This is a genomic window from Rhizobium sp. BK379 (assembly GCF_014193955.1).
Classification (GTDB): domain Bacteria; phylum Pseudomonadota; class Alphaproteobacteria; order Rhizobiales; family Rhizobiaceae; genus Rhizobium.
Genome location: NZ_JACIAD010000003.1, coordinates 392,920 through 412,039, shown reverse-complemented (window position 1 = coordinate 412,039; position 19,120 = coordinate 392,920). Strand labels below are relative to the sequence as shown.

The 19,120-nt window shown below is 59.0% G+C and carries 18 protein-coding genes; 15 read left to right on the top strand and 3 right to left on the bottom strand.

Features of this window, described 5'->3' with window-relative positions; genetic code table 11:
• Positions 1-189: 189 nt before the first annotated feature.
• The 3 genes from FHT93_RS18255 to FHT93_RS18245 are packed head-to-tail and all read left to right on the top strand — an operon-like array spanning position 190 to position 3,196.
• Positions 190-1,431: an extracellular solute-binding protein gene (locus tag FHT93_RS18255; RefSeq protein ID WP_018114659.1), complete on the top strand. Its 1,242-nt coding sequence runs from the start codon at positions 190-192 to the stop codon at positions 1,429-1,431.
• Positions 1,428-2,381 carry a sugar ABC transporter permease gene (locus FHT93_RS18250; protein ID WP_183848766.1) on the top strand — a complete coding sequence of 318 codons (954 nt, stop codon included), beginning with the start codon at positions 1,428-1,430 and terminating at the stop codon, positions 2,379-2,381. The genes FHT93_RS18255 and FHT93_RS18250 overlap by 4 nt, the downstream gene beginning before the upstream one ends.
• A complete protein-coding gene (locus tag FHT93_RS18245) occupies positions 2,378-3,196 on the top strand; it encodes a carbohydrate ABC transporter permease (protein ID WP_018114657.1) in 819 nt (272 codons plus the stop codon). The genes FHT93_RS18250 and FHT93_RS18245 overlap by 4 nt, the downstream gene beginning before the upstream one ends.
• 100 nt (positions 3,197-3,296) lie before the next feature.
• Here FHT93_RS18245 and FHT93_RS18240 read toward each other — a convergent pair whose 3' ends face one another.
• Entirely contained in the window at positions 3,297-5,039 is a 1,743-nt protein-coding gene (locus tag FHT93_RS18240; protein WP_183848764.1) for a GH116 family glycosyl hydrolase, read from the bottom strand.
• Positions 5,036-5,956, bottom strand: a complete 921-nt coding sequence (locus tag FHT93_RS18235; RefSeq protein ID WP_183848762.1) for an ROK family protein — start codon at positions 5,954-5,956, stop codon at positions 5,036-5,038. Before FHT93_RS18235 ends, FHT93_RS18240 begins: the two co-directional genes overlap by 4 nt.
• A gap of 240 nt (positions 5,957-6,196) precedes the next feature.
• Between FHT93_RS18235 and FHT93_RS18230 the strand changes: the two genes are divergently transcribed.
• The 12 genes from FHT93_RS18230 to FHT93_RS18175 all read left to right on the top strand — a co-directional run bounded on the left by FHT93_RS18230 (position 6,197) and on the right by FHT93_RS18175 (position 17,788).
• Positions 6,197-7,399 (top strand): ROK family transcriptional regulator, encoded by a 1,203-nt coding sequence (locus tag FHT93_RS18230; RefSeq protein WP_183848760.1) that lies wholly within the window; start codon positions 6,197-6,199, stop codon positions 7,397-7,399.
• Between the two features lie 301 nt (positions 7,400-7,700).
• The gene (gene ugpC, locus FHT93_RS18225) at positions 7,701-8,849 is read left to right on the top strand and encodes a sn-glycerol-3-phosphate ABC transporter ATP-binding protein UgpC (protein WP_112542574.1); all 1,149 of its coding nucleotides are present in this window, start codon (positions 7,701-7,703) and stop codon (positions 8,847-8,849) included.
• A 216-nt stretch (positions 8,850-9,065) separates the two neighbouring features.
• Positions 9,066-9,728: a response regulator transcription factor gene (locus FHT93_RS18220; protein ID WP_112542573.1), complete on the top strand. Its 663-nt coding sequence runs from the start codon at positions 9,066-9,068 to the stop codon at positions 9,726-9,728.
• Positions 9,725-11,092 (top strand): ATP-binding protein, encoded by a 1,368-nt coding sequence (locus tag FHT93_RS18215; protein WP_018114651.1) that lies wholly within the window; start codon positions 9,725-9,727, stop codon positions 11,090-11,092. The genes FHT93_RS18220 and FHT93_RS18215 overlap by 4 nt, the downstream gene beginning before the upstream one ends.
• An 87-nt stretch (positions 11,093-11,179) precedes the next feature.
• Positions 11,180-11,863 carry an MtnX-like HAD-IB family phosphatase gene (locus tag FHT93_RS18210; RefSeq protein ID WP_183848758.1) on the top strand — a complete coding sequence of 228 codons (684 nt, stop codon included), beginning with the start codon at positions 11,180-11,182 and terminating at the stop codon, positions 11,861-11,863.
• A 12-nt stretch (positions 11,864-11,875) separates the two neighbouring features.
• Complete coding sequence (locus FHT93_RS18205) at positions 11,876-13,288, top strand: aminotransferase class III-fold pyridoxal phosphate-dependent enzyme (RefSeq protein ID WP_183848756.1); 1,413 nt, start codon at positions 11,876-11,878, stop codon at positions 13,286-13,288.
• A 4-nt stretch (positions 13,289-13,292) separates the two neighbouring features.
• Positions 13,293-14,246, top strand: coding sequence for an arginase family protein (locus tag FHT93_RS18200; protein WP_112542570.1), 954 nt, complete (start codon positions 13,293-13,295; stop codon positions 14,244-14,246).
• Positions 14,243-14,593, top strand: coding sequence for an EamA family transporter (locus tag FHT93_RS18195; RefSeq protein WP_112542569.1), 351 nt, complete (start codon positions 14,243-14,245; stop codon positions 14,591-14,593). The genes FHT93_RS18200 and FHT93_RS18195 overlap by 4 nt, the downstream gene beginning before the upstream one ends.
• Complete coding sequence (locus FHT93_RS18190; protein WP_113116507.1) at positions 14,590-15,465, top strand: fatty acid desaturase; 876 nt, start codon at positions 14,590-14,592, stop codon at positions 15,463-15,465. The genes FHT93_RS18195 and FHT93_RS18190 overlap by 4 nt, the downstream gene beginning before the upstream one ends.
• Positions 15,455-16,270 (top strand): alpha/beta fold hydrolase, encoded by an 816-nt coding sequence (locus FHT93_RS18185; protein ID WP_183848754.1) that lies wholly within the window; start codon positions 15,455-15,457, stop codon positions 16,268-16,270. The genes FHT93_RS18190 and FHT93_RS18185 overlap by 11 nt, the downstream gene beginning before the upstream one ends.
• On the top strand, positions 16,251-17,426 hold the full coding sequence (locus FHT93_RS18180; RefSeq protein ID WP_246781629.1) for a GNAT family N-acetyltransferase: 1,176 nt from the start codon (positions 16,251-16,253) through the stop codon (positions 17,424-17,426). Before FHT93_RS18185 ends, FHT93_RS18180 begins: the two co-directional genes overlap by 20 nt.
• Before the next feature lie 5 nt (positions 17,427-17,431).
• The gene (locus FHT93_RS18175) at positions 17,432-17,788 is read left to right on the top strand and encodes an EamA family transporter (RefSeq protein WP_112970446.1); all 357 of its coding nucleotides are present in this window, start codon (positions 17,432-17,434) and stop codon (positions 17,786-17,788) included.
• An 18-nt stretch (positions 17,789-17,806) separates the two neighbouring features.
• On the opposite strand, the gene FHT93_RS18170 is transcribed toward FHT93_RS18175, so the two are convergent.
• Positions 17,807-18,640: a MipA/OmpV family protein gene (locus FHT93_RS18170; RefSeq protein ID WP_183848752.1), complete on the bottom strand. Its 834-nt coding sequence runs from the start codon at positions 18,638-18,640 to the stop codon at positions 17,807-17,809.
• Between the last annotated feature and the right edge of the window lie 480 nt (positions 18,641-19,120).

Here is a 19,120-nt window from a genome sequence, read left to right as displayed (position 1 = left end):
TCTGGGGATGATTAAGCCACGTCATTTTATTCGTCAACAGGACGAACTAATTCATCCTGTCAATCTTGTTTGTGTTGACACCGCCGAAAACTCGTATTTAATTCGTCATGGTTACGAACAAACGATCGGCCAAAGGGAGATTTGGAGGCTGGTCGTTGCCAGAGTTTGAGGAGCAAAAAGGGGAACCCTATGAAACCGCTCAAGACATTGATGATGACGGCAGGCGCCCTGGCGATGACGATTTCGCTTGCGGCAGCATCCGAACTGAAGATCGTCTGGTATGTCGACAACGACCAGGAAGAGGCGAACACGCGCGCCTTGCTCGATCAGTACACAAAACTCCACCCGGACACGACGTTCGACCTCGAGATCACCCCTTATGATGGGATGGTCCAGAAATTCCAGCAGTACGCCGCCTCCGGCATCATGCCGGATCTGTCGCTCACCTCATCGATGGAGCCGGTCATCCGTCCGTTCCTCGTCGACCTCAAAAAGGAGATCGGCCCTGAATGGATCAACGACTTCGTCAAAGGTTGGGGTGATGGCGCCAAGCTCGACGACAAGGTCATCGCCGCGCCGTTGCGTGTGACCTCGACGGGCATCTTCCTAAACGTTGACGCCTTCAAGAAGGCCGGCGTTGCCGTCCCGGACCACGCGACCGGTTGGACGTGGGATGAGTTCGTTCCCAAGATCAAGGAAGTCGCAGAAAAGTCCGGTACCCGCTATCCGCTCGTCTGGGACGTTTCGGCAAGCCGCTGGATCGTTCATGAATATCAGTACGGAAACCACATCTACACGGAAAAGGAACCCGTAAAGGTCGTCATGGACGAGGCAGCGTGGACGAGCACGCTCGACAAGTTCATCGACATCACGAAGGCTGCAATGCCGCCCGGTCTCTGGTCCGGCGCGAGCTCCGACAATCCGAAGGAAATCTTCACAGCCGGTCAGGCCGTAGCCTATATGTCCGGAAGCTGGCAAATCGCCGGATTGGCCGATAACGCGCATTTTGCGTGGCAGGCTGGCCCGACGCCGCGAGGCACGGTCGCCTCGTCGATCTACGGAGGCGACTATATCGTGGCCTTCAATACGAGCCAGCATCTTCCGGAAGCGATCGATTTCATCAAATGGATCACCTCGCCGGAGATCCAGGGACAATATGCCAAGACCTTCGGCATGATCCCGGCCAATATGAAGGCAGCAGCTGTCAAGTACGACAATCCGGCCGCCACCGAAGCGATCACGGCAATGCAGGCCGAGTTGAACGCCAGCCCTGCCTACGCTGCGACCGACCAGGCCTGGCCGCAGATGCAGGCCGTCTGGGGGACCGTGAAGACAGCCGTCACGCAGGCTGTTGCCGGTCAGGTCACCTCCGCCGAAGCCATATCGCAGATCAAGAAGGCAGCCGATGCCTCGCTTGAGGCTAGCAAGTGACGACGGGCATATTGGAAGACAGCCGTTCGGCACTGGGTCCCCACCCGGTGCCGAAAGGCCTGCGCGGCAGCCTGACAAGCCTCGGGTGGCCCTACCTGCTCATGGTGCCGACAATGGCGCTCCTCGTCACCTTCACGCTCTATCCGCTGGTCCAGGGCCTCTTCATGGCCTTCTTCAAGCGGGGTGTGGTCGTCGTTCCGCAGGTGCCCAACACGCTGCCGCAATATGTCGGCCTGGATAACTTTATCGGGCTTCTAAGCAATGCCGATTTTCAGGTTTCATTGCTCAAGACCGTTCTTTTCGTGATCATCGCGGTTCCGCTGAACATTGTCGTCTCGTTGGCGCTGGCTCTGCTGCTGGCGCCACAGACCAGGCTGTTTGCCTTCGTCCGCACGATCGTCTTCTTCCCGTCGATGATCAGCCTGCTGATCATCGGCGTTGCCTGGCGATGGCTCTTCGGCCTCAATAACGGCCTCGTGAACTACCTGCTCTCGTTAATCGGCTTCGCCCCGGTCCCATGGCTCGAACAGGACACGATGGCTCAGATCGCCGTCGTCATCGCCTGGGTGTGGGCGCAAGCCGGCTTCAATATGATGATCTTCATTGCAGGCCTGACCGCGATTTCTACTGATTACTACGAGGCGGCCTCGATCGACGGCACCAGCAAGTGGCGGCAATTCACCCATATCACCTTGCCGCTCTTAAAGCCGACGCTCGCTGTCGTCCTGGTCCTCTCCTCTATCGAGGCCTTCAAGGTCTACGAACTCGTCGTATCGCTGACGGGCGGCGGGCCGGGCAAGGCAACGGTCTATCTCATACAGACGATCTACGACACCGCGTTCCAAAAACCGATGCAGGCTGGCGTTGCGGCCGCCCAATCCGTGGTGCTGTTCATCATCCTGCTGTTCCTCACGATCTTCCAGTTGCGCGTATCGCGGAGCGAGAAATGACACGCATCTATTCTCCCTGGCGACTGGCCTTTGTCGTGCTGACCTTGTTCGTCTTCCTGATGCCGCCGATCTGGCTTTTCCTGTCTTCGTTGAAATCACAACAGGAGATCTTCCAGTGGCCGCCAACGATTTTGCCGGCCCAGCCGACCTTGCAGAATTTTGTCGATACGGTGTCGCGCGCGAAGTTCCTCATCTTCTTCCGTAATTCGGCCATTGTCTCCGTGCTCTCGGCGCTACTGTCCGTCACCATCAGCGTCATGGCTGGCTACGCGCTCGCGAAATTTCGGTTCAAGGGAGACACACTTTTCTTCCTGCTCATCATGTCGTCGTTGATGGTGCCATTGCAGATCATCATGATCCCGGTCTTTCTGGTGCTGCGGGATCTCAATCTTCTCGACACGCTGGCAGGCATCATTATTGCGCCGGCGGCAACCCCGACCGGGGTCTTCCTCATGCGCCAATACATCACCAACATTCCTGACAGTCTTCTGGAGGCGGCACGACTCGACGGCACGCCGGAATGGCGAATCCTGTGGCGGATCATTGTTCCGCTCGCCATACCTGCGATCGGCACGCTGCTCGCCTTCAATCTCGTATGGCGCTGGAACGATTATCTTTGGCCTTTCCTGATCATCAGTGACCAGGACAAATGGACAGTCCAGGTCGCGCTTGCCAATACGGTCGGGCGCTTCGGTATCAACTGGCCGAGGCTGCTGTCGATGTCGGTGCTTTCGGTGCTGCCCGTGCTCGTCATGTTTACAGCCCTGCAGCGTATGTTGATGAGCGGCCTGATGGCGGGCGCAACGAAGGAATAGGGGCCCGCTATATTCCATACTTCAAGGGCCGCCTTTCGGGCGGCCCTTTGGCATTTGCTCTTTCAAAAAACCGCCTCGGTGGCGATCGGTCGCAAAACCTCTAGCGGATCGCGTCCGGCAGCCTATCCTTGTAGGCAAGCGCGGCGGCGGCCGGCATGCTGCTCCATCCCTGAAGCAGCGAGCCGCGTCCCCAGGGTGGCGAGAAATATTCGACCGCTCCCATCCAGCCCTCTTCGAGGCAGGTCTCCCACCAGCGCAGGAGCGGGTAATCCGCGCCGTCCAGGCCGTAGGCAAGCCGTTGCTCGGCATAGAGCCCGGAAAGATAGGGCCAGTCCGAGCCATTGTGGTAGCGATAGGCGAAATAGGATTTCTCACGCGTATCCTTGGGGCGCTTGAACGGCGGATAGGCGCAAAGCACGCCCCAGTCTCCGTAAGGCTGTTCGCCATTGTTGCGACTTTCCAGGATCTCCTGGACCTTGGCGAGAACGCCTTTCGCCCGCTCGGGAGAAACCGCCTTGAAGCGAAGCAGCGTCAGGCTGTCGAGCGTCACATGGTCTTCAACGAAATCTGCCTTTGTCCCGTAGTCCGCGTAAGTGCCGCCCGGTTGCAGAAGCGCCTCGTCCAGCGAAGCACGCGCCTTTTGCGCCACGGCTGCCGCCTTCGACGCAAAGGCTTTGTCGAGCGCGGCGCCGTGCTTTGCAATGACGTCGAGGGCGCCGATCCACAGGCCGAGATCATAGGCGACATAACCGTGACGATAGACGTTGTCGGCCCAATCGCGATCATGCCGCGGCTTGATCGGCAAGCCTGTTCCGGTTTCGTCGAAGCTGCAGTAACGATTGAAGATCGCGACTACCTTATCCCAGTAGAGGGAAAGCGGCGAGCTATCGCCGGTCGCATTGATGTAGTCGCCGATCGTCAGAATGAAGAAGAGCGGGCTGTCGAAATGGTCGCTCCACCAGTCACCGGGTCGAAGGTGCTCCTCCTTAATCCGTGGATCTGTCACGCGTACCTTTTCCCATTCCTCGGCCTGTCCTCGTCCTGTAAGGATGACGCCGCTCGGCGCTTCGCCGTTGTCCTGCACCCCTCGTGCCAGAAGATCGATCTGGGCGCGGACGGCGTCCGGTTCCCGATCCAGGAGAGCCTGGAGTGTCCAATAGCCGTCTCGGTAATAGGTACGAGCCGGCGCGCTGTAGGCCTGTCCGGCGGCAAGGCCGGCAAAGTCGCCGTGCTCGTCCTGTCTTATGCTGGAAAAGGCGGCGTGCAGGCTTTGCGAGATCATGCTGCGCATCAGGGCAGGCGCCTCCGGCATCGCGTCGCAACGCGTGACGTAGGCATTGGCCTCGGCAACCAGTTTCGTCTGGTCGAGCTCAAGAGCTGCAAGCGCTTCCCCGATCGTCGCGCCGGCGGTCACGAAGATGCCGTCAGGCCTCTGCTCCGCGATGGCGACGCCCCAGCCAGTGCGGGCAATGCGGCGACCCTCTTGCCGTTCGATGGGTTCGCGCTTCGCCGTCGTGCCCCACCAGGCGCAGCGCCGGGCAGGGATGAAGGTCCGCAGCTTTGCACCTTTCAAGAAGAGCGCCGGTGCCGACTGCGCTACATAAAGCCCTCCACCATGCGCTTCCACGCGGTTCGGTGCATAAGTGAAAGGGGCGCTCCAGCCGGTGAACGTCAGATTGACCAGCTTGCCCGCGCCCCATAACGAAAGCTCGATCCTGCCTTCCGGTCGACAATCGCCCTGCAGGCGCGGGGCCATGAACGGGACGAGCACCGGCGTCGACGAGCGAAGCTGTCCGTCGTCAAGCGGTGTCAGAACCTGTGATTTTGATTGTGCTGAACTCATCGGACGGCTTCCTGTTTTTCTGCCTTTTCAATTGCTGCATGGTCGGTCAGGCCGAGCATGAGCGCCCCGAGCATGCCGGCTTCAGGGCCAATCCCGGTTGCCTCGATACGTGTTTCAAACGGCAGCAACATCGGCATGTGACGCTTGACGGCATCGACAAACTCGCGGCGCGAGCCTATGCCCCCGCCCAGCACGATGAGGGCGGGATCGAAGAGGGCCTGTACGGCGGCAAGGCCGACCGAGGCCGATTTTGCGAGCGTTTCGATGGCGGCGACAGCTTGCCTGTCTCCAGCCAAAGCACGAGCGAATATCTCGGCGACTGGCAGGGTGCCATCGCCATAGAGGCTGCGCACTGCGGGCGAATCAACCTGATCCTCGAAGAGACCGGCGCGTGCCTGCGGCGCCGCCTGATGAGGATTGGGACCTAGTGGAAGAAAACCCAGTTCTCCTGCTCGTCCATGCCGGCCGCGGAAGAGTTTTCCACCGATGACCAGCCCCATGCCGACGCCGGTTCCGAAGGCGATAAATGCAAGCGAATCCTGATCCTGTCCTTTGCCGAGCGTGGCTTCGGCAAACGCCGCGAGGTTCACGTCGTTCTCAACTACGACGGGGCACGGCAAGGCACGTGCGAGCAACGCAGCGAGCGGCTGATCGGCCGGGATGGCCAAGTGAGGGGAAAGCGAAGCAAGCCCCGTTTCCGGCGAGACCGCCCCCGGTACGCCGACGACAGCCTTAAGCAACGGACCGCGTTCGCGATTTTCCTGCAGCAGCGACAAAATCATCCGCGGAATTTGCCGCAATACAGGAGCGTCCGCGCCATGTTCGGTCGGCTCTTCGGCCCTTGCTAGAATACGTCCCTGTAGATCGGCAAGCCCTACCAGGATCTTGGTGCCGCCGAGGTCGACGCCGGCGACCATGCCTTGAGATCCGCCCGCTTCGTCCGCGCGATGAGTGATTTTTGCCCGTCGCAAGCCAGACGCAATGGTTGAAATATTTGACAATTGCAGTCCTTTTGCGATATTTGTTCGGCAGGTTGACGAATTTATTATGGCCGCGCTTGCGGACTGTCAACAAGCAGTTTGAAATCGGCGGGCTTTCATGGAAAAAGCAGAACACCGATACAACGATGAAGACGGATCTGGCGGGGTAGCTAGACGATGGTATTGACCGAAAACGCGCCGCCCGTGCTGCGACAGATTTCCGTGCGCGCGGTTATGGACGTGCTGCTCCATGCCGGCCCCACGTCGCGAGCCGAACTTTCAAAGATCACCGGCCTTTCAAAGCAGACGATGTCCGAGGTCATCAGGGCGCTGGAGGAAGCTGGTTGGGTCCGAGAAAAGGGCGTCACGAGCGGGCGCATTGGCCGCACAGCCATCACCTATGAGGTCAATGGTGATGCCGGCTATGCTGTCGGTATCGACATGGGCGCGACGACGACACGCATCGTGCTCGGCAATATCGTCGGGACCGTTGTCGGCGAAATCGAATATCCATCCGACCGTCGCGGCGGCTATCATCTGATTGACCAGGTTGAGGCGATGCTGTCGGACATGCTTGCAAAGATGGGCATTGCCAGGGACTTCGTCCTCGTGGCGGCGATAGCAACGCCGGGGGTTGTCGATCCCGCGACGGGTGCGCTCTCGATGGCGCCGAACCTCACCGATATCACCGGTATCGATATTTGCAGGACGCTCAGCGAGAGGCTCGGCTGTCCCGTTGTCCTGGAAAACGACGTCAACGCCGCCGTCATCGGCGAGTCCTGGCAGGGATGCGCGACCGCAATCGATACTGTGGCCTTCATTTCGCTCGGGACCGGCATTGGGCTTGGCGTGCTTCAGGACGGCAAGCTGATGCGCGGCGCAAACGGAGCGGGTGGCGAGATTTCCTATATGCCGTTTGGCGCCGATCCCTATACGAAGGACAGCCTTGAACGAGGCGCGCTGGAATGCGCGATAGCGGCTAGGGGAATTAGCGAGCTCTACGAGCGTTCCGGGGGCAAGAAGGATACCTCCGTCCGGGACATCCTGGCCCTTGCTGAAGAGAACGACCCGATCGCGGTCGAGGTGATCGGGAAAGTCTCGGACATTGCTGCGCTGCTTGTCGTCTCGGTCAATGCGATCGTCGATCCGAAGATCGTCGTTCTCGGTGGCAGCATCGGCCGCCATCCTCTCATTGCCGAAGGCGTCCGGCGCGGTATCGTCAAGGCGAGCCGTCGTGCCATCGATGTCGAGGCAAGTGTTCTTGGCGGTCGGGCAACGCTGGTAGGGGCCCTCGCAATCGGGCTGAACCACGTTCACAACCTGCTTTTTTCTCCCCAGACCCTGCCGGAACAGCGGCGCTTGCCGCCGCCGCCGCTTTGATTGTCGCGTAGATCCGTGCAACGCGGCAGCGGAGTGGCGGGGAAATGACGGTCCCACTACCGATGAAGCTGACATCGTAAAGGCTAGATAGCCGATAAGGATGACCGCCGGGAACCTGCGCCGGTGCGCTCCGTCATGGATGATTTATTGGAAATCCAATAATCGTGGCGACAGAAAATTACGTTCGTCATCTTGACGAACTAATTAGTTCCACGCAGAGTGTAGGGAACATGAGGGAGGATATCCGACTGCCGGTGTGCTCGCGGCTGCCTTCGGAAGGAACATCAAAAGGAATGGATTCATGGCCGGTCTGAAGTTGAACGATGTCAGGAAGAGCTTCGGCCATCATTCGATTCTCCATGGTGTCGATCTCGATGTGGACGAGGGCGAATTCGTCGTTCTGGTCGGCCCTTCAGGATGCGGCAAGTCCACATTGCTTCGTTTGATCGCCGGCCTGGAAAGCGTGAGCGGCGGGAAGATCATTATCGGCGACGATGACGTGACGGCATCGCCGCCGGGGGATCGCGGGATCGCGATGGTATTCCAGTCCTATGCGTTGTATCCCCATATGACCGTTGCCAAGAATCTGTCCTTCGGCCTCGAAAACCTCACGATGAGCCGGGCCGAAATCGATCGGCGCGTGACGGAGGCGGCGAGAATGCTCGCCATCGAGCCGCTCCTCGACCGACGCCCGAAACAACTCTCTGGCGGCCAGCGGCAACGCGTGGCGATCGGTCGCGCGATCGTCAGGAACCCCAAGCTCTTCCTGTTCGATGAACCGCTGTCCAATCTGGATGCTGCACTTCGCGTTCAGACACGTGGTGAGATCAGCCGTCTCCACAAGCGGCTCGGCGCCACCATGGTCTATGTGACGCATGATCAGGTTGAGGCCATGACGATGGCGGACCGCATCGTCGTCCTCAATGCCGGACATGTCGAGCAGGTCGGTACACCGTTGGAACTGTTCGAGGCCCCCGCCAATAAGTTTGTCGCCGGCTTCATTGGCTCGCCGCAGATGAACTTCTTCGATGGAGTGCTTGCCGGAGCCGGTCCGGGTCATGTTGTCGTCGACGTGCCGGGTTTCGGCCGCCTGGACATTCCGGCACAGCAGGGAGAGGCGAGCGTCGGCGAACCCGTGATCCTCGGCGTCCGGCCGAGCCATTTCGAACTCGCCAAGGGCAGTGGCGGCGACGGTTATCCGATCCGCTTCGAAGTCGATTACGCCGAAAGCATCGGCACGGACACCTATGTGTACGGCACGGTGGAGGGCAGTGGGACTGCAACGATCGTCCACCTGCCTGATCATGTCGCGATCAAGGATCGCGCAGTCCTGCAGCTTGTGGTCCGACCTGCACGCCTTCATCTCTTTCGAGCCCAGACCGGCAATTCCATCACAAAACCGCCTGTCGCCGCCGCGACTGTCGTGAGCGCCGGAAATGTCGAGGCCTGAAACGCCCCGCCGTTCATGAGGCTGTTGCGATGGGGCAATCCGTCAGGAACAAAGCCTGCCGGTCTGCCGCCGACTGATCACACAATCCGGTTCGGTCTCGAAGTATCCGCACCAGCGTCGAGGGGTTTCCGACAGCATGCGGAAATCTTCGCCGGATTTCGGCCTCAATCGAGACCGAAGAAGCATGGTGAGAATTTAAATCGCAAGGATGCGGACGTGCGCATACTCCTGGTCGAAGATGATTACATTCTCGGCTCCTCGCTGAAACGTGCACTCGAGAAACACGCCTATGGCTTAGATTGGTTCCGCGATGCCGAGACGGCGCTCGACGCGCTGCGCGACAGCCAATTTGGATGCGTGATCCTCGACGTCAATCTTCCTAAGGCGAGCGGCTTTGATGTGGCCCGTTCGCTCAGGAGGGGAGGCAACGACGTTCCGATCCTGATGCTGACAGCGCTCGACAGCGTGCGCGACCGCGTCGCCGGCCTGGACGAAGGCGCGGACGATTACCTCGTCAAACCCTTCGACCTTGACGAACTGCTCGCCCGACTGCGTGCGCTGATCCGGCGACGGCAGGGCCGAACCGAAACAATCATTCGATGCGCCGACGTCGAGCTCGACCCTTCGGCCATGGTGGCCCGCCGAAATGGCGTACAGCTTCACATCCCCGCCAAGGAGTTCCATCTCCTGCGGCTCCTCATGGAGCGGAGCGGACGTTACGTCACGAAGAACGATATCGAGTATGCGCTCTACGACACGGATGTTTCGGTTGAGAGCAACACGATAGAAGTAACGGTCTATAACCTGCGCAAGAAGCTCGGTACTGATTTCATCCGATCGATCCGCGGCGTCGGTTACATGGTCGAGCGGCAGCAGTGACACTTAGCCAACGCCTTTTTCTCCGCATTCTCCCGACGCTCATCATCACGATCGCCATCGTTGGCATCTTCGCCTATCGCAGTGCTACGCGCGAGATCGACAATATCTACGATGCGCAGTTGATCAATGACGCCAATGTACTCTGGTCGTTGATGAAGCATCCCCTCACAAGATTGACGGCAAGACCGACGGTGCAGGTCCCGGATCTTGATTTCACCATGGACAACCAGCTTGCTCTCAACGAGGACGCGGACGACTATGCCGACGCCCATTCGTTTCGCGCCTGGAGGGGGTCGGCGCTGGCCTTTGCCAGCAGCAACGCCTTTCCTGATGAGGTCAAACGGTTCTCGGCCGGTTTCACCGATGTGACCTATCAGAACGAGCTCTGGCGGGTCTATGCTCTGCCGATCCCGAATAGTGACGTGACGATCGAGGTCGCCGAAAAGATCATCCTTCGGGAAGGCCTCGTCGATAACATCCTTCTCAATCTCGCCTTTCCGCTGCTCATTCTTGTGCCCGTCAGTGCGATCATCATCTGGCTCGCCATCAATAACGGGCTCGCCAATGTCCGGGAGCTGGTCTCGCAGATCCGTGCCCGTACGCCGGATGACCTGTCGATGATTGCCACGAAAGCCCTGCCGCGGGATCTGGCGCCGCTTGTCCACTCGCTCAACAATCTTTTGCGAAAGCTTGGCCGCTCGCTGACGATGGAGCGGCGCTTTTCCGATCTTGCGGCCCATCAATTACGAACGCCGCAGGCCGGCATCAAATTGCTCTTGCAAATGTTTGATCGTGCCGATTCCGATGAGGAGCGCGCGGCCCTGCTGAAGGACCTCGTCGTCAGCAACGAGCGCGCTATGCATCTCATAGAGCAGTTGTTGCGGCTTGCACGCGTCAGCCATCAACCGGTGCAGCTGGAGGCGTTGCCGCTCCGCCAGATTGCGGCGGCAGCCCTGGCGGATTTCGGGGTCATCCTCAATCGCCGGGGTTTCCACGTCGGGCTCGTCGCAACCCAAGACCCGCAAGTCTTGACCGACCGTGCTCTGCTGCGTGTCATGATCGATAATGTCCTCGACAATGCGATCAAATATTCGCCCGCCGGCGGTCGGATCGAGGTCCGCATCGAACCCGGCTCGCGCGGATTTCGGCTCTGCATCGAGGACAGCGGCCCCGGTATCCCGCTCGAGCAGCGGGAGGCCGCCTTTCAGCGGTTCAACCGCCTCGACGCGCAAGCCGGGGAGGGTGCGGGACTGGGATTGCCGATCGTCGCCGATATCGGCAACCGTCTCGACATCGGGATCAGCCTCAGCACGCCTGCCTGGGGATCCGGCCTGAAGGTGGACCTCGATATTCCTGCCGCATAAGCGGTCAATTCAGTTTCGCTTCATATTCGCCTCATCTCGCCTTCAGTTCGCGAGGCTAAATGCTTCTTCACAGTGAAGGAGCATGCGATGCAGGTGTTTTGCGATTTCGACGGGACCATATCCAAAGAGGACGTGACGGATCTCGTTCTGGACCGGTTTGCGCGCGCGGAGTGGCGCGAGATCGAAGATCAGTGGACCAACGGCAGGATCACATCCGCCCAGTGCATGCACCGCCAGATCCAGCTGCTTCAGGCAAGACGCGAAGACATCGACGCATTTCTGGACACGATAGAAATCGACAATGCCTTTGGGGCTTTCAAGGCCTTCTGTGAAAAGAACGGGCTCGAACTCGTCATCGTCAGCGATGGCGTCGATCATTTTATCAGGCGGGTCCTTGCCAGGCATGGCCTGGATGACATTCGGATCATCGCAAACAGGCTGATTTCTCGCCCGCACGTCGGCATGCCTGAATTCGATTTGGGCTTTCCATTCAAGAGCGCGAGCTGCACTGCCGGTGCCGGCGTGTGCAAGTGCGCCCAGGTGAGGCCGTCCGGCAACCATGTCTATATCGGTGACGGCCGCAGCGACTTCTGTGTCTCCCACGAGGCGCTGATTGTCTTCGCCAAGGCCAGGCTTGCGGATTACTGCCGCGCGAATTGCCTTCCTTTCATCCCCTATAGCGGCTTCGCCGAAATCCAGGCGAGTGTCGCAACCATCCTTTCCAGCCCGTCACGGCAGCCTGTTGTACAGGCCGTGGCAAAAACTGCGTGAGAAGAGGACTTCATGCGTTCCAACCTGAAACTTGCTGCCAATGTGCACCCCACCGCCTCTGAAGACGAGCTGCGACAGCTCGAAGAGAACTATTGCTCCCACGGCGATACGGTTCATTACTCGCAGAAGCCGAAATTCTTCGAAAGCTGCGATGGTTCATTCGTCTTTGACGCGGCCGAAACACCATTTCTCGATCTCCAGATGTGGTATTCCGCCGTCAATTTCGGCTATCGCAACGAGCGTTTGAACAATGCCGCGCATCGGCAGCTGGATCGGTTGCCGCAGGTTGCCTCGCAATATCTCCATCGCGAAAAGGTCGAGCTCGCAGCGCTGATCGCTCGGGATGCCGAACATAAATTCGGTTCGAAAGGTCGCGTTCACTTCAACGTCGGCGGCTCGCAGGCAGTCGAGGATTCCTTGAAGCTCGTTCGCAACTATACCGGCGGCAAGAGCCTGATGTTCGCCTTCGAGGGCGGATACCATGGGCGAACGCTCGGCGCGACGTCGATCACCTCGAGCTACCGCTATCGCCGGCGTTACGGCCATTTCGGGGAACGCGCCCAATTCATCGAATTCCCGTATCACTTTCGCGGACCGAAGGGCATGTCGAAGGAGGAATACGGGCACTATTGCGTCCAGAAATTCGCGCGGCTGTTTGAAAGTGAGTACAACGGTGTCTGGGATCCGAAGGCTGGAAAATCGGAATATGCCGCCTTCTACATCGAACCTATCCAGGGCACCGGCGGCTATGTCATCCCGCCGATGAATTTCTTCAAGGAGCTCAAGAAGGTCCTCGACGATCATGGCATCCTGCTTGTCGTCGACGAAATTCAGATGGGCGTCTATCGGACCGGAAAGCTCTGGTCGATCGAACATTTCGGCGTGTCACCGGATGTGCTCGTCTTCGGCAAGGCAATCACCAATGGTCTCAACCCGCTTTCGGGCATCTGGGCCAAAGAAGAGATGATCAACCCGACGATCTTCCCGCCGGGCTCCACGCATTCGACCTTCGCCAGCAACCCGATGGGCACGGCCGTCGCTCTCGAAACGCTGAAGATGGTGTCTGAAACCGACTTCGGCGCGAGTGTGATGGAAAAAGGCGCACACTTCCTCGAAGGCCTGAAGGAGCTGCAGTCGCGGCATCCTATCGTCGGCGATGTCGACGGCCTCGGCCTTGCCCTTCGGATGGAAATCTGCGGGCCTGACGGGTTCACTCCCGACAAGGCGACGCTCGACTGGATGTCCGACGAAGGCATGAAGGGTGATCTTGCGGTCGATGGCAGGAAATATGGATTGGTGCTCGACGTTGGCGGATACCACAAGAACGTCATCACCCTTGCGCCGAACCTGATGATCAGCCGCGAGGAGATCGAGCTTGCTATCTCGCTGCTCGACCAGCTTCTGACGCGCGCCGAGCGGAGATAGGACCTTGCAGCTCCTCCTTCTCCATCTTGATGATGCGTTGGAGTTGCAGCCAGACTTCGTGCATTCCTGCCAGATGGCCGGGGCGCACGAAGTCGACGACAAGGATAGCGGCCGCGCCATCAGGCTGTGGGGGCGCCGGCCGGACCTTGATACCGTCTGGCGCAACCTGGCGAAGGCCCGGCCCTCAACCGGTGAAGGCGCCCGCCTTTGTTTTATGGGATCGGGCGACTTCCATCATGTGACGGCTCTTCTTCTGTCACAGGCCCTCGAGAATAGCCGCAAAGCCGTCACCGTCATCCATATCGACAATCACCCCGACTGGGTGCATTTCGATCCCGGCATGCATTGCGGTTCGTGGGTCAACAAGGCGCTCGAACAGCCCCTGGTCAAAAAGGTGATAACGCTCGGCGTTTGCAGCCACGACCTCAGGTCACCGGAGCGCAAGGGCGCCAATCTGGTGCCGCTAGCCGACGGCCGCCTTGAACTTTATCCCTATAAGCATCCGCCGAGCAAAGTGAAATCACACTACGGTTCCGGCCCGAGTTTCAGCCAGATCGACGGAGCTCTGCACTGGCAATCAATATCGGAACTCGGCGAGAGCAATTTCCTCGACCGGCTTCTCGGCCGCATCCAAACCGAAGCGGTCTACGTCACGATCGACAAGGACGCTCTCTCCGACGCAGATGCCGTGACCAATTGGGATCAGGGCCGTATGCGGCTACCCTATGTCCTTTGGCTGCTCAGCGAAATCGGTGAACGGTACCATCTCATCGGAGCGGACGTGACCGGCGATTATTCGACGCCGTATTACGGCGGCGATCTCTACACGCGGACGATCAAGAAGGCAGAGGTGCTGATCGACCAACCCTTCCGTCATCACGACATGAAGGCTGCCCGCAACATCAACAGTGCGGCAAACCACGCGCTGCTCGAAGTCCTGTCGGAGCTCATGGCATGACAACGGGACTGACAGCATGGACGTTCGCCATCATTGCCTTTTGCGTTCTTGCAGAAACCGGCCGTGAGTTGTGCTTCAAGCACGGCGCTGCAAGCGCGCTGCTCGAAACCCTGCAGAAACCGGTCATCTGGCTCGGGATCGTGTTCTGGGCGGTCGAACTGGTGATGTGGACCCGCGTGCTGGAACAGGTAGCGTTGTCGGTGGCCTTTCCACTGATGGCGCTGAGCTATGCGGCGATCGCTTTTGCAGGCGCCGTCATCTTCAAGGAAACCATCAACCTTCGCCACGCTCTCGGCATCGTCCTGGTGACGGCCGGCGTGGTCTGTGTCGGAGCGACGGGACTATGAAAATCTTCGCGCACACGAAATGGGATGTCATGCCGGTGCTTGCCGCGACAGCGCATCTGGCATTCAACATCTATCTGATTGCCGGCTTCTCAAGCCGGCCACTCTGGTTGTCGGCTGTGCTCGGCGCGGTCTATGCCGTGTCGATATCGTGGAACATCAACAGCATCTCGCACAACTTCATCCACACGCCGTATTTCAAGCCGAAGTGGATGAACTATGCATTCAGCCTGCTCGAATCCGTAACGATCGGCTTTTCGCAGGTCTATTATCACTGGGTGCATATGCGCCATCATTCCGGCAACAGCGACCGTCCCAATGAAAACGGCGAGACGGTCGACCTCCTGTCGATCTACAAGCATGGCAAGAACGGCGAGCCGGAAAACGTCTTCTCCTACACGTTTCTCAGCTTCTTCCGCGATGATCTCGGCGACATCCATCGGGCGATTGCGAAGAAAAGGCCGTTCGATGCGAGATGGGGGCGCATTGAACTCGTATCGTTCTTCGCCTTCGTCTTCCTCGCTCTTATCTATGACTGGAGAGCGACGTTCTTTTTCCTGCCGTTTTATTATTTGGGGAACTGCCTGTCCTCGCTCAACGGCTACTATGAGCATCTGAACGGCGACCCCGATGTTCCAATTGCCTGGGGTGTCAGCAGCCATAACGGCTTCTATAACTGGCTCTGGTTCGGTAACGGCTATCACGCCGAGCATCACTACCGCCCTAAGATGCACTGGACGAAGCTCAGTACCTTTCATGAGCAGATCAAGCAGGAGCAGGATGCGGCAGGCACGCATGTGATCAGCACCTGCCACGCGCTGGGTTTCATGGCGAAGGAAAACCGCCAGCAGGGAGAATTCCCGCATGTCGGCTGACAGTCTCTCCTTCTTTCTCGAGGGCACGAACGGCAAGGGCGTCATCCTTGTTCATGGGCTGACGGGAGCGCCGGCAGAAATGCGGCTTGTGGCAAGGCAATTCCATCGCCGCGGCTTCAGCGTCTATGCTCCCCTGCTGGCCGGCCACGGCGAAAACGAAGCGACGCTCCGCCGCTCGCGCTGGGAGGACTGGCTCGACAGCGTCGAAGCCGCGGCTGGCTGGCTCAGCGAACGCAGCGACACGGTCTTTGCCGCCGGAATATGCGTTGGCGGCAAGCTGGTGATGATGGCAGCCGATCGTAATCCCCTGTCGATCCGCGCCGTCGCTGTCTATTCGCCCTGTTTCCACTACGATGGATGGGACGTGCCCCGCTATTATTCGCTGTTTTCGCCGCACATTCGCTGGATCTCGCTTATCCCATTCATCGACCGGCTGAATTTTCGGGAGACGACATCCCTCGGCATCAAGGACGAGCGCATGCGCCGCATGGTGGCCGGCATGACGGGCGAGGGCATGCTTGAAACCTTTCCGGGGCGTGGCCTGATCGAAATGCATGAGCTTGGCCGGACGCTCAAAGACCGGCTTCCCGAGATCAAGACACCGACCTTGATCCTCCATTCGCGCGAAGACGATCTCAGTGGCCCCTCGCATGCCCTGTATATCGCATCGCACATCGGCGGCCGCCGGGAACTGCGCTGGCTCGACGACAGCTATCACATGATCCATCTCGACCGGCAGCACAGGCGGGTAGCTGACATGACGGCGGAATTCTTCGAGGCAGAATATGCAACAGCAAGCGCTTAAAGTGTGGTCACCTGAAACGCAGGTCTCAAGCGATCCGACATCGGCAGTTGCGATGATCGTCCCGAGCATTCGCATGCTCGACCGCGATGCCTGGGACGCCTGCTTCCCCAGGGAGATCGAGACCTACGACTATCTGCTTGCGGTCGAGGAAGCCGGTATCGACGGTTTCGAGTGGCGCTACGCGATCATGCGCGAAGGCGACAAGATTGTCGCGGCCATGCCGGCATTCCTTTGCCGCTACGCCCTTGAGACGACCCTGGAAGCTGGCCGCTTCCGCAGAACGGTGGAAGGTATCCGCCGCATCTTCAGCGGGTTCCTGACGCTCCGTCTTGCTTGCCTTGGCTCGCCCTGCACGGAGACTGCCTCCATCGGCTTTCATCCTGATATCGCGCAAGCCCGCCGGCCAAAGCTCTTTGCCGAACTTCTCGACGCTTTCGAGGCGCATGCGCGCATGGAAGGCTGCTCGCTTACAGCGCTTAAGGATCTGCCCCACCCCATCCCGTCAGGCCTGGAGCCGGTCCTGGCGGCAAGAGGGTACGCCGAGATCGGTGGACTGCCGACGGCATGCCTGGACATCGGATTCGACACGATCGACGCCTATTTCGCCGTACTGTCCTCGGCGACCCGCAAGGATATGCGGCGGAAACTGCGGAGCCGGCAGGAGGTACGGATCGAGTATCGCAAGGATTTCGATGATCTTCTGCCGCGCGTTATGCAGCTCTATCGCGAGACTCGCGAGCGGAGCGGATTACAGTTCGAAGAACTGACACCGGCCTATTTCGATGGTGTACTGAAAGGCATGCCGGGGCGGTCCTTCTGCGCGATGTATTTTGTGGGGGACGAACTGCTTGCTGCCAATTTGCTGATCCATGACAAGGACAGGTTGATCGACAAATTCTTTTGCATGGATGGTCAGAAGGGCAGGTCCCACAACCTCTATTATCTCAGTTGGTGCAGCAATCTCGAATACTGTCTCACTCACGGGATTGGCCGCTATCAAAGCGGGCAGGCCTACTATCGCAACAAGGTTCGGCTCGGAAGCCGCTTGACGGCAAATGCGATGTATTTTCGCCATTCCAATCCACTGCTGCAATTCGCTCTCAAAATGATGTCGCCGCTGTTTGCGGCCGATGATGGCGGTGAGGTGACGGCGTGAGAGCGTTGCGGCCGATCTGGCTGATGGTGCCGCTGCTAAACATGGCGCAACAGATATTGCTGAAGCAGAGCGCTATCGATGCAGACAGAGCCGGCGGAACCTGGCTGATCGACATTTTGTCGTCACACTGGTTCCTGGCGGCGATTGTCGCTGAGATCGTCTGCTTTGCCATCTGGATGACCGTTCTCTCCGAGCTCGACCTCAGCAAGGCCTTTCCGCTCTCGGCCATCAGCTATGTCCTCATCATGGGCGTTGCCTGGATCGTCTTCGACGAGCCATTGCCGCTGCTTCGGCTCGCAGGCAGCCTTCTGATCCTGGCCGGCGTCTGGCTGATCGCAACAGCGTCGAGACCTGCCGGCTGAGCGGTTGAACTGCGGATTTCAGAAGCTGACGCTGAACGCCTTGGCGAGGGAGATGCCGATTACATTCTGATTCTCGCTGCCGAGCTTCGATGTGATCGGGCTGTCGGCAGCATCTCCCGTGAGGCGATCGAAGCGATCATAAATCTGCAGCGTTATGGTCGGGGTCACATCATAGGCGGCGGAGACCGTAAAGCCTACCGACTTCAAGCCGCCCTTGGCATCGAAGGAGGATAGAGAGCCATTCTGCAATGCTTCACTTGACGAAATACCGAAATACTCTCGCATATAGGCGCCGTTGCCGAACGAGGCGCGGGGGCCCGCAGAGAGCAGCCATCTGTCACCGAGCCGCTGGAACCAATCGGCGCCGATATCGATGACGAGACCGCTGCCGTTCGATATGGCCTGCCGGATTTCGGAGCGGAATCGAAGCTGATTGGGGATCGCCCAATATTGTGCAAAAACACCGGCATCGATGTCCCAATCCACCGAGTGGATGCCTTTCAAGCGGCTATCATCGGATTGCGAACGGCTGTCGCGAATGCCGACCACCGGACCCGCTTCGAAGCGTCCGAGATCGATAAGGCCATAATCGATATTGTCGTCCGGCGCGCTATTTTCGTCCGGCTCGTCGAAGCGCCTGATGTCGAAAGAGGGCAATGCGCTGAAGCCATCATGCTTCGAGCCCGGAAATTTGGGGCCATACTCGACGCTCGCGCCTAAAGTCACGATCCAGGTGCCGGAATCAGACTGGTTGGATGCGTCTTTCCTGTCAGCGGCAGTCGCCAGTGACGCGGTTGACAGCACGCCCAAGGCCGCAGAAAAAAGCGTAAGCCTCTTGGCTTTCGTTCTCAACGAGATTGATCTCCGGGTAAAGCATCGCCCCCAAGGCGCCATTACGTCATCGAAAATGGCCGGCAATGCGGGGCTAGTCAAGGTTGACTGTTCGATGGGAGGCTGGGTTCGCGTTCACAATGCAACTCCCGTGTCATCGGTGCAACAGCACGTGCCATGCCGAGGATAGATCGGTTTGGCTTCCCGGGTTCATCAACCAGCGGAGAAATATTCCTTATTGACGTCGCAAAAGGCGGGAAGCTTGCTGACCAAATGCAGGTTGCAGGTCTCTGAATTGTGTCGTTTTCGCATCACTTTCTACAAGGTTGTAAAAAGCCGGTTGGCAACGGCGAATTGGTTCGCTACAAGACGCTAGCCGCTTCAGATCGAACATAGGGAGGCATTGCATGACACCAGCATTCATCCAAACCTTCCCGCGTGGAATGTCCCGACGCTAGGTCATATCCATTCGCGGTCCGCCTTGAGCGCTCGCGACATGCG